The sequence below is a fragment of the Kitasatospora sp. NPDC057542 genome, assembly GCF_042801945.1.
In the GTDB taxonomy this organism is placed as follows: Bacteria; Actinomycetota; Actinomycetes; order Streptomycetales; family Streptomycetaceae; genus Kitasatospora.
This window is the reverse complement of record NZ_JBHVFE010000180.1, coordinates 1-15,979: the sequence shown is the minus strand read 5'-3', so window position 1 is coordinate 15,979 and position 15,979 is coordinate 1. Positions and strand designations below refer to the sequence as shown.

The window sequence follows — 15,979 nt, the reverse complement described above, 5'->3', positions numbered from 1 at the left end:
GTCCACTCCTGCCGGAGGGACGGCGCCTCGGTCCGTTCAAGGCCGATGACCGCTCGTCGCCGCCCGGGTCGTCGGACAGGCCGCGGCCCTGGGACCCTCCCGGTGGGCCGTCAGCGGGCGGGGCGCAGGCGGAGGGTGAGGATCTGGAAGGGGCGCAGGGTCAGGTCGACGCTTCGGTGCGGCAGGTGGGTGGTGTCGAGGGCGGCGGGGTCGGCGAGTGGTCGTTCGAGGAGGTCGGCGGGGTGGGCGGAGGCCAGGGGGAAGCCGGTGGTCAGCCGGGCTCTGGTGCGGGCGCCGTGAGCCTCGTAGAGCCGCACCACCACGTCGCCGGACCGGTCGTCGGCGAGTTTGAGGGCTTCGACGACGACCGACGGGGTGTCGAGTGCGACCAGTGGGGTGACCGGACGGGAGCCGGGTACGGCGCGTTCGGGGAGGTTCGTCCGGTAGCCCTCGCGGACGGCGTCGGCGATGCCGGCGCCGAGCAGCAGGGCGTAGTGGAGCCGGTGGTGTCCTTGGTCGGCGTCGGGGTCGGGGTAGCGCGCGGCCCGCAGCAGGGAGAGCCGGGCCGTGGTGGTGGTGCCTCCGTCGGGGCGTACGGCCCGGGTGATGTCGTGTCCGTAGGTGGAGTCGTTGAGAAGGGCTGCGCCCCAGCCGGGTTCTTCCAGGTGGAGGAAGCGGTGGGCGCAGATCTCGAACTTGGCGGCGTCCCAGCTGGTGTTGGTGTGGGTGGGGCGTTTCACGTGGCCGAACGGGATCTCCGCGGTGGAGTGTTCGGCTCGCAGGTCCAGCGGGAAGGCGGCTTTGAGGATCTTCTCGCGTTCCCGCCATTCGATGTCGGTGTCGATGTCCAGCCGGCGGGAGTGGGCGGGCAGGGTCAGCAGTTGTTCGACCCGTGAGTCGCCGAAGGTGCGCACCACCCGGACGCCGGCACCCGTCGCGGTCACCGAGTCGGCTTCGAGCAGGTCGGTGCGGGTGTTGCGGTAGAACGCGTCGAGGTCCCAGGCGTCGTACTCGTTCGGGAAGTCCTGGTGGAGCTGGAGCAGGTTGGCGGCCGTGCCGGGCGGGAGGGCTTCGCGGTGGGCCCGGAGGTCGCGGGCCGAGGTGATCAGGCCGCGTTCGTCGATCTCGATCCGGATCAGGCCGTTGTCGAGGACGAAGCCCCTGCCGGACGGTGCGGGGTCGACGGGCGGGTGGGCCTGGTGGGGGCGGAGTGCGGCGCCCAGGGCCGGGATGCCGCCGCGGGTGTGCGGTGCCGCGTTGAACACGACGGTGGCGTCGCCGGGTCCGGCGAGTGCGTGTCGGGCAGCGTCGGTGAGGGTGCGCAGTTCGGCGGTGACGGCGGTGTGGGCCTGTTCGGCCTCGTGGTGGACCCAGGCGGTCGAGGAGCCGGGCAGGATGTCGTGGAACTGGTGCAGCAGGACGGTCTTCCAGAGGCGGTCGAGCGCGTCGTAGGGGTAGGCGCGGCCGGCGTGCACGGTTGCGGTGGCGCACCAGAGCTCGGCTTCGCGTAGGAGGTGCTCGTTGCGCCGGTTGCCCTGTTTCGTCTTCAGCTGGCTCGTCAGGGTGCCCCGGTGGAATTCGAGGTAGAGCTCGCCGAGCCAGACCGGCGCGTCGGGGTACTCCCGGTGGGCGCGGGTGAAGAACGCGGCGGGGTGTTCGATGGCGACCTTCGGTGAGCCTTCCAGGTCGGCCAGTCGGTCGGCGCGGGCCAGCATCTCGCGGGTGGGACCGCCACCGCCGTCGCCGTACCCGAACGGGACCAGGGAACGGTCCGCGGTGCCCTTGTCCTGGAAGGTGCTGACGGCGTGGGCGAGTTCGGCTCCGGACAGTTCGCTGTTGTAGGTGTCGGCGGGTGGGAAGTGGCTGAAGATCCGGGTGCCGTCGATGCCCTCCCACCAGAAGGTGTGGTGCGGAAACCGGTTGGTGGTGTTCCAGGAGATCTTCTGGGTCAGGAACCAGCGGATCCCGGCGAGTTTCATCAGCTGTGGCAGGGCCGCGTTGTAGCCGAAGGTGTCGGGAAGCCACATCTCGGCGGTCTCGACGCCGAATTCGTCCTGGTAGAAGCGTTTGCCGTGGACCAGTTGCCGCACCAGGGACTCGCCGCCGGTGATGTTGGTGTCCGGTTCCACCCAGAGGCTGCCGACGGGGAGGAACTGTCCGGCGGCGGCCTTCTCGCGCACCCGTGCGTAGATCCCGGGGCGGTTCTCCTTCATCCAGGCGAGCTGTTGGGCCTGGGACATGGCGAACCGGAATCCGGGGTGCTCGTCCATCAACTGGGTGACGTTGGCGAGGGTCCGGGCGACCTTCCGTTCGGCCTCGCGCAGCGGCCAGAGCCAGGCGGTGTCGATGTGCGCGTGGCCGATGGCGGAGATGCGGTGCGCGCCGGCGGTGGCGGGTGCGGCCAGGGCGGGGCGGACGGCCTCACGGGCGGCACGGGCGCCGGCGGCGGGGTTCTGCAGGTCGAGGGTGTCCAGGGCCCGGTCGGCGGCGCGCAGGAGCTGCCAGCGGCGCGGCGAGTCCAGCGGCAGGGAGCGCATCAGCTGGTCGAGGACGTCGAGGTCCTGGACCAGGTCCCACAGGTCGGTGTCGAGGACGGTCAGGTCGGCCCGCAGCAGCCGGTACAGCGGTTCGCCCGGGGGGCCGCCGCCGGTGAGCCAGGGCGGCCGTCGGCCGAGCGGTGTCGGCGCGTGGTGGAACTCGCCGAAGTGGTCGAAGGTCGGGTTGGCGGCCGCCTCGATGTGGAAGGCGACCTGTTCACCGCCGGCGGCCGGATCGGCCACCGGGATCCAGGCGTTGCGCGGGTGCAGTCCCTTGACCACGGTGCCGTCCGCCCGGTGGACCAGGCCCTCGCTGGAGAAGCCGGCGCCGGTCTTGTCGAAGCCGAGGTCGACCAGGGCCTCGACGCGCCGGCCGGCCCACTCGCGCGGTACCTGCCCGGTGACCCGGAACCAGCTGGTCGACCAGGGCGGCCCCCAGCGGTGGCCGACGGCGACCGGCCGGTACGGGGCGGCCAGCCCCACCCCGACCGGGACGGGTTCGCCCGGCGCGTCCCAGACCGCCACCGCCAGCGGCACTGCGCCGGTGTGCACGGCGGGGCGCAGGCGCTGGTCCAGGACCCGGGTGAGTCGCTGCTCGATCACGCGGCGGTTGTCGTGCACCGTTTGCTCCTTGCCGGTTCGGTGGGGGGTCCTCTGGCGTGGGCGGGGCACCGGACGGGATCTACTCCTCGGTGGGTCCGAGGTCGGCGCGGTCCGTCAGTTCCACGGTCCGGCCTGCCGCGGCGTGCAGTTCCAGCACGGTGACCTCGTTGCGGCCGGGTCGCAGCACCGGCGCCGGAACGTAGAGGGTGCGTTGCGGGCCCCGGGACCAGTAACGGCCGAGCGCGAAGCCGTTGATCCAGGCGTGTCCCTTGGTGAAGCCGCCGAGTACGAGGAAGGTGTCGGCGGGACGGTCGATCTCCACCCATCCGCGGTGGAGGGCCGGCCCGACGGGGGGCGGCGCTACGGAGGTGAACTCCAGGGCGTCCAGGTCCGGCCCCTCCAGGGGCAGGGGTCGGCTGTACCAGTCGCGCAGGACCTTCCCGTTGGCGCTGATCTCGCCGAGCAGGCCCTTGCGGTCGTGGATGCCGGGCCCGTAGTTGACCCGGCCCTGGTTCTCCACCAGGACCTCCAGCCGCGCTCCGGCCCGGGGGACGGTGAAGGCGAGGGCGTGTTCCCGGTTCTCCCGTTCCAGGACACCGACCGGCTGCCCGTCGACGAAGAACTGGGCGCGGTCGCGGGCCTGCTCCACGTGCAGCACGCACGGCCCCGGGGAGGGGAGTTCGGTCCGGTAGAGGACGAAGCCGAAGGACTGACCGAGCTGTTCCATGGTCAGCGGCCGGTCGGCGGCGACGGCCGGGCCGAGGGCGTCGGCCTGCTCCAGCAGGCTCGCGGTGTGGGTGAGGTGGACGCTGCCGGCGGCGAGTTTGGGCTGCGGACTGGGCGGCGGGGTGGCGGGGACCGGTGCGTGCCTGGCGATCACCTCGCGGAAGGCGGCGTACTTGGGGCCCGGGTCGCCGGCCTCGTCGAGGGGGGCGTCGTAGTCGTAGGAGGTGGCGGTGGGCCGGTAGGCGCCCTTGTCGTTGGCGCCGTTGGTGAAACCGAAGTTGGTGCCGCCGTGGAACATGTACAGGTTCACCGAGGCTCCGGTGGCGAGCAGCCGGTCCAGCTCGTCGGCGGCCTCGTGTGCGCTGCGGGTCACGTGGGCGGAGCCCCAGCGGTCGAACCAGCCGATCCAGAATTCGGCGCACATCAGGGGGCCTTCGGGCTGGTGGGTGCGCAGTTCGGCGAGGCCGGCCTCGGCGCGGCTGCCGAAGTTCGCGGTGCGCAGGACGCCGTCCAGGCCGCCGCGTGCCAGGTCGGCGGGTTGGTCGCTGGTGAACAGTGGGGTGTCGGCGCCGTGTCGGCGCAGCAGTGCGGCGAGTTCGGCGAGGTAGGCGGTGTCGTCGCCGTAGGCGCCGTATTCGTTCTCCAGCTGCATGGCGATGACCGGGCCGCCCTTGCCGGCCAGGTGTGGTTCGACGGCGGTGAGCAGCGCGCCGAGGTACTCGTCGACGGCGGCGAGGAAGCGCGGGTCGCGGCTGCGCAGGGCGATTCCGTCCTCGGCGAGCAGCCAGGCGGGCAGGCCGCCGCCGTCCCATTCGGCGCAGATGTAGGGGCCCGGGCGGAGCAGGACGTGGAGGTTCTCGGCGGCACAGAGGTCGAGGAAGCGGGGCAGGTCGAGACCCGCGTCCAGACGGAACTCGCCGCGCCGGGGCGCGTGCAGGTTCCAGGGGACGTAGGTCTCGACCGTGTTCAGTCCCATCAGGCGTGCCTTGCGGAGCCGGTCGGCCCACTGCTCGGGGTGGACACGGAAGTAGTGCAGTCCGCCCGAGATGATGCGGAACGGTCGGTTGTCGAGACGGAATCCGTCTGCGGCGATCTCCAGGGGCATGGCCTGGCTCTCCTCAGGTGACGGCGGGGTGGCGGTGCGTCAGGCGAGCGGTCGGCAGAGCAGGGCGTCGGGCACGCCGTACTCGTTGTAGCGCCAGGTGTCGGCGACGCCGGCGATGTACTCGTTGTCGGCGCACTGGCCCTTGTAGTAGCCGGGCGCCCAGTCGCTCGCGGTGGAGCCGGCGCCGGCGGGGCGGTTGTCGCCGTGGTCGAACCACACGACGCGGCCGGTGGTGGGCAGGGTGGCGGCGGAGGGGGCGCACAGCAGGGCGGTCATCGAGTTCGTCCGCTCGCTGTAGCCGATCGCGTAGTACTGGTCGGGGCACTGGAGTTTGTCGTAGCCCGGCGCCCAGTCGCCCTGTGCGGTGTTCGTCCAGCCGGTGACGGTGACGTAGGCGCCGGCTCTGGCGGGGGGCTGGGCGCTGTCGGTGCACAGGCCGCGGCCGTCGCTGCGGCCGAGGGCGATCAGGCGCTGGGTGTCGGGGCAGACGCCCTTGCGGCTGCCGACGCTCCAGTCGGGCCGGCTGAGCATCCGGGCGGAGGTGATCTGGTCGCCGAAGTCGAGGTCGAGCATGTTCCAGCGCGGGGTGGGTGCGACGGGGCCGGTGAGGCCGGGCGCGTTGACGAGCTTGTTCCAGTCGGCGGCGCGCCAGTCGCCGGGGTCCTGCAGGCCGGTCCGGGTGCCGGTCGCGGTGTAGGAGAGCAGGGCCCAGCTGTCCTGCGGCTTGCCGGTGGCGTCGGCCCAGCCGACCAGGGGCCAGACGGCGAAGTCGGTGTCGTTCTTCACCAGGATGTCGGTGAAGGCGGTCCACCAGGCCTTCTCCTTGGTGTCGGTCTCGTCGCGGCCGGCGGCGCCGAACTCGCTGATCCACACGGGCGCGGTGAAGTGCTGGCCGGACTTGGTGACGAACAGGGCTTCCTGGTCGACGACCCGGGCGAGCTGGTCGGGGGTGAGGTCCTGGTAGCGCGGGTCGTGGGTGACGCCGGGGCCGCTGGTGGCGCCGGTGTTGGCGGGGCCGGTGTAGGCGTAGAAGTGCGCGGCGTAGACGAGTTTGTCGGACCTGATCAGGGTGTTGGAGAGGTTGGCGACGGGGGTGAGCATCGGGCGGCCGTGGGGGGTGATGTCGGTCGGGATGCCCTGCCAGTTGATGCCCTCCATGACGACGAGCATGTCCGGGTCGGCCTGGAGGATGCGGTTGCCGGCCTCCTCGAAGGCGGCGTACTCGTCGTGGCTGTCGCCCCGGCCCCAGTTGGGGTCGTCCCAGACGTCCCGGCGGACCTCGTTGCGCAGGTCGGCGCCGACCACGCGCTTGTCGTCCTTGTAGCGGTTGACCAGGAACAGCCAGTCGGCTTCCCACTGCTGCGTGCTCTGGCCGCTGTTCCAGCGCTCGTTGCCGTCCAGGCCGCAGCAGAACCGGTAGCTGGTGGTGTGGTTGTTGAGGATCACCGCGAAGCCGTCGGCGGTCAGCGCGGCAACGGCGGCGTCGTACACCTGGAGCGGGGTCAGGCCCTTGAGCTGGGGGTTGGCCGCGACGGCCGCGTCCGGTACGGGGGTGGTGTCGTGGATCATCGCATCGGCGAACGGCAGCCGGACGGCGTTGAGGCCCAGACCGTGGAAGCCGGTGAGGATCTCGCCGAGCGGGACCCGGTCCAGGCCGAGCGGGATGTTGTACGACACCTGGCCGGCCTGGTTGTTCGCCGGGTCGGTGGTGGAACCGCTGCCCTGCCAGGTGCCCTGCGCGCCGGCCCAGTTGCCGGCCTTCAGCTTGAACCGGTTGCCGCCGGCGTCGACGATGTAGCGGCCGCGGGTGCTGAGCGGTCCGGTCCAGGACGCCGCGAGCTGGGGACCCGTCAGCGGGGTGGGCGCCGCGGTGGCGGCGGGCGAGGCGGCCGGCGAGGCCGTGGGCAGGGCGGCGGCGGGGCCGCCGGCGGCCAGGAGGCTCGCCGCGGCCATCACCAGGGGCAGCACGAGGGGCAGGGCGCGGCGGGCGGTTGCCCGGCCGGGGCCGGTTCGGTCGGCTCTCACGCGTGTTCTCCTTCGGGTGGGCAGGAGCGGGCGGGTCACGGGTCAGCCCTTGAGACCGGTGGTGGCGATGCCCTCGACGATGTGGCGCTGGGCCACCAGGAACATCGCGACCAGAGGAGCGATGGTCACCACGGCGCCGGCGAAGAGCCCGGGCAGGTTGATCGTCTGCGAGGTGAGGAACGTCGACAGCGCGATCTGGGCCGTCCAGGAGGACGGGTCCTGTCCGATGACCAGTGGCCACAGGAAGGCGTTCCAGCTGTCGATGAAGGCGAGCGCGCCGAGCGAGGCGAGCATCGCCCCGGAGCTCGGCAGCGCGATCCGGCGGTAGAGGCCGAGCCAGCCGAGGCCGTCCAGCCGGCCGGCCTCCTCGATCTCGGTGGGGAACTGCAGGTAGAAGTTGCGGAACAGCAGCACCGCGAACGGGTTGAACAGCCCCGGCGCGATCAGCCCCCACAGGGTGTTCACCCCACCCATCGAGCCGACCACCACGAAGGTCGGCACGAAGGTCGCCGAGCCGGGGATCATCAGGGTGGCGACCACCAGGCCGAGCAGGAACCGGCGTCCGGGCACCGGAATCCGCGCGAGCGCATAGCCGGCGGCGGAGGCCAGCAGCGTCGACACCGGCGCGGTGATTCCCGCGATCAGCAGCGAGTTGCCCAGCGCCTGGGCCATGTGGACGGTCGGGTCGCTGAACAGCGCGCCGAAGTTCTCCCAGTGCGCCTGCGCCGGCCACCAGGTCCAGTGCGGGGAGGTCAGGCTCCGGCTGTCCATCAGCGAGTTGCGCAGCATCAGGTAGAACGGGAGCAGGAACAGCACGGTGAGCAGGCCCACGAGCACGGCCCGCAGGACCGGCCGCACGTGTCGCAGGACGGTGTCCATGGCACTCACCCCTCGGCCTTGCCGAAGCCGGTGACCCGGCCCTGCACGAGCGTCACGCCGACGATCAGCGCGGTCAGCAGGAACGCCCCGGCCGAGCCGATCCCGTAGTTCTGGTCGCCCATCGCCGTGGTGTAGAGGTGGACCAGCGGGGTGCGGACGGGCACCGAGCCCATGCCGGACAGTCCGCTGCTGAACAGGTTGTAGAACTCGTCGAAGGCCTGGAACGCGGCGATGAACTGCAGCATCAGCACGGCCACCGAGGTGTTGCGCAGCATCGGCAGGGTGATCCGGCGCAGCAGCCGCAGCCCGGTCGCGCCGTCCAGCGCGGCGGCCTCGTGGACGTCCCGCGGGATGGCCTGCAGGCCGGCCAGGAAGAGCACCATGTAGAAGCCGACCTGGAGCCAGAGCCGCAGCGTGACCAGGACCACCCAGTACAGCGGCGGCGAGGTGGTCTGCAGCCAGGGCACGGGCTCCATGCCGAACCAGCCGCCGACGGTGTTGGCGATGCCCGCGGGCAGGGAGTTGAACAGGCACATCTTCCACAGCAGCGCACCGGCGACGTAGGAGACGGCGGCGGGGATGAGGAAGGCGGTGCGCACCAGGGCCCGGCCGCGGCGGATCCGGTGCACCAGCAGCGCGAGCCCGAGGGAGGCGGCGAAGGTGGTGGGGACGATGAAGACGGTGAACAGCAGGATCTGGGTGAGCGAGTCGCGGAACGCCTGGTCGCCCAGCAGGGTGCGGTAGTTGGCCAGTCCGACCCAGTGGCCGAGTCCGATGGTGCCGCGGGCGTCGCTGAGGCTGAGCAGGAAGCTCCAGCCGATCGCGACGTACTTGAACACGCCCAGCCCGATCAGCACGGGTGCGGTGAGCAGCGCGAACGCGCCCCAGGTGGCCGCGGTCGGGCGGCTCCGGCGGGCCGCCGCGCGGCGTCGGGCGCGGCCGGGGCGCAGCGTGGTGTCCGGTGCGGAGGTCATGGTCAGCCGCGCTGCTTGTCGATCTCGCTCTGGGCCTGCCCGGCTGCGTCCCTGAGCAAGGCGGCCACCTCGCCCTGCCCGTTGAGGGCCTTGGTGGCGGCGGCGGTGAACGCGGTGGCGACCGCGGCGTTCCAGGTGCCGGGGTTGCGGCGGCCGTAGGCGGCGGCCAGCTCGACGGTCTGCTTGGCGGCGCCCTGGGAGAGTTTGTCGGCGCTCGCGGCGACCGACGTGCGCGGCGGGATGTGGAAACCGTACGCCTCCGCGAAGTCCTTCTGCAGGTCGGTCTGCTGGATCCACAGCCACTGGACGTACTTCTTGGCGGCCTCCACGTGCTTGCCCTTGGCGTTGACGCAGGCGGTCCAGCCGCCGACGCGCAGCACAGGGCTGCCGCCGGGCTTGAACGCGGGCCAGGGCAGCACCCCGAAGTCGTCCCCGAGGGCGGCCTGGATGGCCGGCATCGCCCACAGGCCACACCACTGCATCGGGACCACGCCCTGGACCAGGGCGGAGGGGTCCCACCAGTCGGTGGTGAAGCCGAGCAGTAGGGACTTGTCGTCGTGCAGGCGCTTGAGTCCGGTCACCGCCTCGACGGCCTGCGGAGAGTCGAACGCCGCCTTGCCGTCGCCGGTCACCAGTTCGCCGCCGTTGGAGAGGATGGCGAGGATCGGGCTGTCGCCGACCCCGTCGTTGCCGAGGAACAGGCCCTTGTTGCCACCGGTGCTCAGCGCCTTGGCGGCGCCGGCCAGGGCGTCGAAGCTGTCGGGCGCGGTGAGGCCGGCCTTGGCCAGCGCGCTCTTGCGGTAGTAGAGCATCATCACGTCGTCGAGCATCTTGACGCCGTAGACCTTGCCGCCGACCGTCTCCTGGTCCAGGTTGCCCTGGTTGAAGTCCGCCCGGGTGTCCCCGTAGAGGTCGTCGAGGGCGGCGATCTGGCCGCGGACGGCGTAGCTGGCCGCGAAGTCGGCGATTTCGAAGGCGTCGGGGGCGGCGTCGGTCAGCAGGGTCGCGTTCAGCTTGCCGCTGTAGTCGCCGGGGACCCAGGTGATCTTCACCGCGATGTCGGGGTTGGCCTTGGTGAACGCGGCGGCGTAGCGGGTGGCGGCCTGCTGGGTGCCGCTCTCGCCGTAGGCGTGGTACCAGACGTTCAGGGTGGTGGCCGCGCCGGAGGCGCTGCCACCTGTCGGGTCGGTGCTGCAGGCGACGGCGGCGCCGGCGACGAAGAGCAGGGAGCCGCCGAGGAATCCCCGTCGGCTGAGCTGCGGTGTGGCTGCACTCATGGCGCATCCTCCTGGGTGGGGGGAGGGTGGATGGTTCCGGTCCGGCCGGTGCGCGCGTTCGGTGCCGGCTGCCGGGAACGGAGCGGGGCTGGTGGTCCGTCATCGGGCTGTGGTGGTGCGGCTCTCGTGGTGCGGCTGTGCGATGGGCCGTCCGGCGGGCGGCCGGCCCGGTTCCGGCGGTCGGACCCGGTGGGGTCGGCGGCCGGCGGAGCGTCAGGGCAGGAGGGCCTGGATGCCCACGACGGCGGCGCCGCGGGCCCATTCCTCCCAGGGGAGCGGGCGGAGGATCAGTGGGCACTGGGCGGCCGCGCCGAAGCAGCGCGCGGCGTAGGAGTCCCTGATGTGTGTGTCGAAGAGGTCGTAGGTGTCGAGGCCTTCACCGGTGACCACGACCCGTTCGGGGCCGATCAGGCTGACCAGTGTGGCGATGCCGACGCCGATCGCCCGCCCGGCCCGGGCGAAGGCGTCCCGCGCGACGGGATCGCCGGTGCGGGCCGCCTCCACGGCGGCGTCGAAGTCCAGGTCGGGTCGGGTGCTGGCGCGGCGGACGGCGCCCAGGACCGCGTCGGTGGAGGCGATCGCCTCGACGCAGCCGACGGATCCGCAGTGGCAGCGCGGCCCGTTCGGGTCGACGCTGATGTGCCCCAGCTCGCCGGCCACCCCGTGTGCGCCGGCGATCAGTTGGCCGTTGACGACGAGTCCGGAGCCGATGCCCGCGCCGATGGTGACCAGCGCGAAGTACTCGGTGCCGATGCCCTCACCGAACCAGTGTTCGGCAGCGGTGAGGGCTTTGACGTCGTTCTCCACCATGACCGTCAGGCCGGTCGACGCAGCCGCCAGTTCGGCCAGCGGCACGTCGCGCCACCCGGGGAGTACGGAGTACCGGACTCGGCCTGCGGCGCGGTCCACGTCCCCGGAGACCGCGATCCCGAGGTGCCGGGTGCGCGGGCGGTAGGCCGGGTCGGCGTCGAGCAGTTCGGCGACCAGATCGGTGAGCAGCGCACACACGGCCTCGGGGCCGCGGTCGCCGAGCGGGCGGCTCAGGGTGGTCCGGACCTGGGCGCGCAGGTCGCAGACGGCGCCGTACAGGGTGTCCGCGCTGATCTTGACGCCGACGAAGAACTCCCGGTCGGGGCTGACCGCGAGCGGGTTGACCGGGCGGCCGGCGCCCGGTGCGGTGCGCTCCGGGGGCAGTTCGTACAGGTAGCCGTCCTCGACCAGCGGCTTGGCGGCCTTGGTGACCGCGGTCGAGGACAGGCCGGTACGCCGGGCCAGCTCGACCCGGCTGAGCGGCCCTTCGGCCAACAGCAGGGCGAGGACGGCCGTTTCGGCCGGCGCGGAAACCAGCGGACGTGATGGATTCGGGAACACGGCGGCAACCTAGCGCCGAATAAATAACTTCGTCCAGTATTGATTTCGGTCACCGGGCGGCCCTACGCTCGGCCCCGCTTCCGTCCCCGACGCACCGCCGGGTACCGGGCACCGCCCTGCACGTCCGGGGACGGCTCCCGCCCCGGCACGCCCGCCGGGGTCGGCGGCGCGCACCCGCTCCGCGTCCCGACTACGCACCCCTGGGGACCTTCCGTGCCTGCCGTGCTCCCGCCCGTCTCCTTCGACCCGGCCCGCGGTGTCGCCGAACTCCGCACGCCGAACAGCCTCTACGCCCTGCGCGTCGACGCCGACGGCAGCCCCCGGCACCTGTACTGGGGCCCGCCGCTCGACCGTGCGGCCCTCGACACCCTGCCCGCGCCGCACTCCCCGGCCCGCAGCAGCTTCGAGGCCGAGGCCGCCGCCGACGAACTCGCCCCGCAGAGCGGCGCCCGCTTCGGCCCCGCCGGCCTCCAGGTCCGGTTCGCCGACGGCACCCGCGGCGCCCAGTGGCGCCCGGCCGAGCACCGGATCACGGACGGCGAACTTCGGATCCTCCTGACGGACCGCCACTTCCCGCTCGCCGCCGAGCTCTGCTACCGCGTCCGCCCGGACAGCGACGTCATCGAACGCTGGACCGAGCTCCGGCACACCGGCGGCCCCGATGACGGGCCGATCACCGTGGACCGGCTGGACTCCGCGTCCTGGACCCTCCCCCCGCTGTCCGACTACCGGATCAGCCACCTGGTCGGCGGCTGGAACAGCGAGTTCCAGCTCCTGCGCGACCGCCTGCCGGTCACCGAGACCGTCCTCACCAGCCGCCGCGGCCTCACCGGCCACCACGCCGGCCCCTGGCTCGCCCTCGACGACGGCAGCGCGACCGAGGAGCACGGCGAAGTCTGGAGCACCACCCTGGCCTGGAGCGGGAGTTGGCGCATCACCGTGCACCGCGACCCGGTCGGCCGGACCACCTGGACCGGCGGCTTCGGCCACGAGGGCCTCAGCTGGACACTGCACCCCGGCGAACAACTGACCACGCCCGTCTTCGCCGGACTCCACACCTCCCACGGCTTCGGCGCCGCCAGCCGCGCCTGGCACGACCACGTGCGCGCCCACGTGCTGCCCGACGCCGAGCACGACCGGCCCGTCGTCTACAACTCCTGGGAGGCCACCCACTTCGACGTCGACCACCGCGGGCAGCTCCGCCTGGCCCGACGCGCCGCCGCTCTCGGCGCCGAACTCTTCGTCCTCGACGACGGATGGTTCGGCGCCCGCCGCCATGACCGCGCCGGCCTCGGCGACTGGACACCCCACCCGGGCGCCTTCCCCGACGGCCTGCGCCCGCTCGCCGACGAGGTGCACCGCCTGGGCATGGCCTTCGGGCTCTGGGTCGAACCGGAGATGGTCAACCGCGACAGCGACCTGTACCGCGCCCACCCCGACTGGGTGGTCCACTCCCCCACCCGCACCGCCACCGAGCTGCGCCACCAACTGGTGCTGAACTTCGCCCGCCCCGAGGTCGAGGCCTGGGCGCTGCGCACGCTGGACCGGCTGGTCCGGGACAACGGCGTCGACTGGCTCAAATGGGACGCCAACCGGGCCTTCACCGAGGCCGCCTGGCCCGGGCGGCCCGACCCCGACCGGCTCTGGATCGACCACACCCGCGCCGTCTACCGGATCATGGACCGGCTGCGCGCCGACCACCCGCACCTGCGGATCGAGGCCTGCGCCGGCGGCGGTGGCCGCGTCGACCTCGGTATCCTGGCCCGCACCGACCAGGCCTGGACCTCCGACAACACCGACCCCGTCGACCGGATCGCCATCCAGCACGGTTACAGCCAGCTCTTCCCCGCCGCAACCATGGCCGCGTGGATCACCGACAGCCCGAACGGCGCCACCGGCCGCGCCACCCCGCTGCGCTTCCGCGCCCACGTCGCGATGGCCGGCGTCCTCGGCCTCGGCGGCGACCTGACCGCCTGGACCGAGGACGAACTCGCCGAGGCCGCCGACCTGGTCGCCCGCTACAAGCGGATCCGGCCCCTGGTGCAGCGCGGCCGGCAGTACCGGCTGTCCGCCCCGGACGGCGTCACCGCCGTCCACTACGCCGCCGCGGACGGAACCGAGCACGCCGTCCTCGTCTGGCGCCCCGCCACCCGGTTCGGCCACCAGCCCCCCGCGCTCCGCCTGCCCGCACTCGACGCACACGCCCACTACCTCGACGCCGACACCGGCCGGCGGTACAGCGGCGCCGTCCTGCGCCACCGCGGCATCGACCTCGACCTGCCCGCCGGCGACTGTGCGAGCCGGCTCATCCACCTGCGCCGCCACCACCCCTGACACCGCCCCGTACCGCCCACCGACCCGAGGAGCCCACCCGCCGTGCATCGCACCGCCCCGGGAGCGGTACCGGAAGCGCCCGCTGCGCCCCGCAGGCGTACGACGCCGGCCCGAAGTTATCCAGACAAGTTCTACCGGTGTTCTTCCGCCGGACAGCGGCGGCCGGTACCTATGTCCCCGCTCATGGTGAACGGCCATGGCACCCACCCTCACCAACGGACGAGGTACCCCCCATGCGACTGCGCTGGAACCCCCTCGGCGGACTGCTCGCCGCCCTTCCCCTCCTCGGCGCGCTGGTCGTCGCCGCTCCCACCTCCGCCGGTGCGGCGGGCAGCAGCGGCAACCTGATCGTCAACGGCGACGCGGAGGCCGGTGGTTACTGCACCAACGACTGGAGCGCCGCCGGTACCGTCCCCGGCTGGACGGTCCAGGCCGGCGGCGTCGACGTCATGTGCCACTCGGCGGGCTCCTTCGGCCTGCCGGGCGACGGCCGGACCCCCGGCAAGGCCTTCTTCGGCCCCGGCAACTTCGGGGACGGCTCGATGTCCCAGACCGTCGACGTCTCCTCGGCGGCCACCGCCATCGACGGCGGCGGAGTGCACTTCAACCTCTCCGGCTGGCTGGGTGGTTGGACCACCTACGGCGGTTACGCCGCGGTCGGCCTGCACTTCCGGGACATCAGCGGCCGCCCGCTCGGCGCGACCGCCAAGCTGCCGACCGTCTCCGCCACCGACCGGGGCCTGGGCACCAGGTTCCTCTCCCGCAACGCCACCGGAGCCGTCCCGTCCGGCACCCGGTCGATCCAGGTCGAGGTGCAGTTCCTCTCCACCACGAACGAGACCGGCTACCTGGACAACCTCTCCCTCACCCTCGACACCCCGGTCGTCGCGCCCGCGCCGCTGACCCCGCCCCCGTCCGCCGTGCCGGGCTACGACCACGTGTTCATGGTCATGATGGAGAACACGGACTACTCCCAGATCATGAACGACCCGACGGACACCCCGTACATCCACAGCCTGATGTCCCAGGGCGCCACCCTCACCGACTCCCACGGCGTCTACCACCCGAGCGACGAGAACTACCTCGCCATCGCCGGCGGTGACACCTACACCAAGGGCGCCACCTACTGGCCGAACATCAACTCCCCCCAGCGCAACCTCGGCGACACCATCGAGGACGCCGGCAAGACCTGGAAGGCCTACGAGCAGGGCATGGGCACACCCTGCAACACCAACAAGAACTACGACAGCTACTACATGCCCGACGACGCACCGTTCATCAACTACACCGACATCAGCGGCAATCCGGCCCGCTGCGCGGCGCGCCTCTTCGACACCTCGCAGCTGACCACCGACCTGAAGTCCGCGGCCACCACACCGAACTTCTCCTGGATCGCCGCCGACGACTACTACGACGGCGAGGCCTCCGGCAACGGCAGCGCCACCAGCCTGAAGACCCAGGACGGCTGGCTGCAGCAGACCCTCGCCCCCGTGCTGTCCTCCCCGGCCTGGACCCAGCAGCGCTCGCTCCTCATCCTGACCTGGGACGAGAGCCAGAACGAGGGCTACAACCACCTCGCCACCGTCGTCGTGGGCTCCCAGGGCACCGTCCCGGCCGGCACCAGCAGCCCGCTGCACTACGACCACTACAGTGTCGGCCGCACCATCGAGTCCGCCCTCGGCCTGCCCGGGCTGACCGGCAACGACACCTACGCCACACCGCTCAACGCCGCCTTCGCCCCCTCCGCGGCGACCGGCCCGACGCTGACCGGCGACCTCGACGCGGTGGCCAACGGCGGCAACGTCACCCTCCGCTACGCCCTGCCGAACGCCTCCCAGGCCGGCGCCAGGAACTGGGTCGGCATCTACCCGACGGGCGTCACCCCCGGCTCCCGCGCCGCGCTGACCTGGTCCTACACGCCCGACCAGAGCGGCGCCGTCACCTTCTCCACCGGCAAGCTGAACGGCGCCGGCAGCTACGACGCCTACTACCTGGCCAACGACGGCTACTCGGTGCTGGCCGGCCCGTTCCGGCTGACCGTCGGCTGATTCCCCCCTGGCACCGGCCGGACCGGGCAGTTGCGCACCGCCACTGAGCCGGGCGCCGGCCGAGAGGCCGAGGCAGGAGGGCGGGCCGGCGGCCCGCCCG

The 15,979-nt window shown here is 72.4% G+C and carries 9 protein-coding genes; 2 read left to right on the top strand and 7 right to left on the bottom strand.

Annotation, left to right across the window (positions count from 1 at the left end; translation table 11 throughout):
- Positions 1-110 precede the first annotated feature (110 nt).
- The 7 genes from ACFU7Y_RS22510 to ACFU7Y_RS22480 form a co-directional block, all read right to left on the bottom strand.
- The gene (locus ACFU7Y_RS22510; protein ID WP_380769452.1) at positions 111-3,158 is read right to left on the bottom strand and encodes an alpha-mannosidase; all 3,048 of its coding nucleotides are present in this window, start codon (positions 3,156-3,158) and stop codon (positions 111-113) included.
- Between the two features lie 61 nt (positions 3,159-3,219).
- Positions 3,220-4,971 (bottom strand): beta-galactosidase family protein, encoded by a 1,752-nt coding sequence (locus tag ACFU7Y_RS22505; protein WP_380769451.1) that lies wholly within the window; start codon positions 4,969-4,971, stop codon positions 3,220-3,222.
- 39 nt (positions 4,972-5,010) lie between these two features.
- On the bottom strand, positions 5,011-6,996 hold the full coding sequence (locus ACFU7Y_RS22500; protein ID WP_380769450.1) for a glycoside hydrolase family 5 protein: 1,986 nt from the start codon (positions 6,994-6,996) through the stop codon (positions 5,011-5,013).
- Positions 6,997-7,038: 42 nt separating this feature from the next.
- On the bottom strand, positions 7,039-7,875 hold the full coding sequence (locus ACFU7Y_RS22495) for a carbohydrate ABC transporter permease (RefSeq protein WP_224285373.1): 837 nt from the start codon (positions 7,873-7,875) through the stop codon (positions 7,039-7,041).
- 5 nt (positions 7,876-7,880) lie between these two features.
- Positions 7,881-8,849: a carbohydrate ABC transporter permease gene (locus tag ACFU7Y_RS22490; protein WP_380769449.1), complete on the bottom strand. Its 969-nt coding sequence runs from the start codon at positions 8,847-8,849 to the stop codon at positions 7,881-7,883.
- 2 nt (positions 8,850-8,851) lie between these two features.
- On the bottom strand, positions 8,852-10,126 hold the full coding sequence (locus tag ACFU7Y_RS22485; protein WP_224280890.1) for an ABC transporter substrate-binding protein: 1,275 nt from the start codon (positions 10,124-10,126) through the stop codon (positions 8,852-8,854).
- Between the two features lie 213 nt (positions 10,127-10,339).
- Positions 10,340-11,497, bottom strand: a complete 1,158-nt coding sequence (locus ACFU7Y_RS22480; protein ID WP_224280889.1) for an ROK family transcriptional regulator — start codon at positions 11,495-11,497, stop codon at positions 10,340-10,342.
- 213 nt (positions 11,498-11,710) lie between these two features.
- On the opposite strand from ACFU7Y_RS22480, the gene ACFU7Y_RS22475 reads away from it, so the two are divergent.
- Together ACFU7Y_RS22475 and ACFU7Y_RS22470 are read left to right on the top strand one after the other, a co-directional pair.
- Positions 11,711-13,831: an alpha-galactosidase gene (locus ACFU7Y_RS22475; protein WP_380769448.1), complete on the top strand. Its 2,121-nt coding sequence runs from the start codon at positions 11,711-11,713 to the stop codon at positions 13,829-13,831.
- A 233-nt stretch (positions 13,832-14,064) separates the two neighbouring features.
- Positions 14,065-15,879: an alkaline phosphatase family protein gene (locus tag ACFU7Y_RS22470; protein ID WP_380769447.1), complete on the top strand. Its 1,815-nt coding sequence runs from the start codon at positions 14,065-14,067 to the stop codon at positions 15,877-15,879.
- The last annotated feature ends 100 nt before the right edge of the window (positions 15,880-15,979 follow it).

What these genes read in the sequence shown, in the direction of transcription:
- ACFU7Y_RS22505 (WP_380769451.1), bottom strand. Translation starts at nt 4,971, where the DNA reads ATGCCCCTGGAGATCGCCGCAGACGGATTCCGTCTCGACAACCGACCG.
- ACFU7Y_RS22470 (WP_380769447.1), top strand. Translation starts at nt 14,065, where the DNA reads ATGCGACTGCGCTGGAACCCCCTCGGCGGACTGCTCGCCGCCCTTCCC.
- ACFU7Y_RS22490 (WP_380769449.1), bottom strand. Translation starts at nt 8,849, where the DNA reads ATGACCTCCGCACCGGACACCACGCTGCGCCCCGGCCGCGCCCGACGC.
- ACFU7Y_RS22485 (WP_224280890.1), bottom strand. Translation starts at nt 10,126, where the DNA reads ATGAGTGCAGCCACACCGCAGCTCAGCCGACGGGGATTCCTCGGCGGC.
- ACFU7Y_RS22495 (WP_224285373.1), bottom strand. Translation starts at nt 7,875, where the DNA reads ATGGACACCGTCCTGCGACACGTGCGGCCGGTCCTGCGGGCCGTGCTC.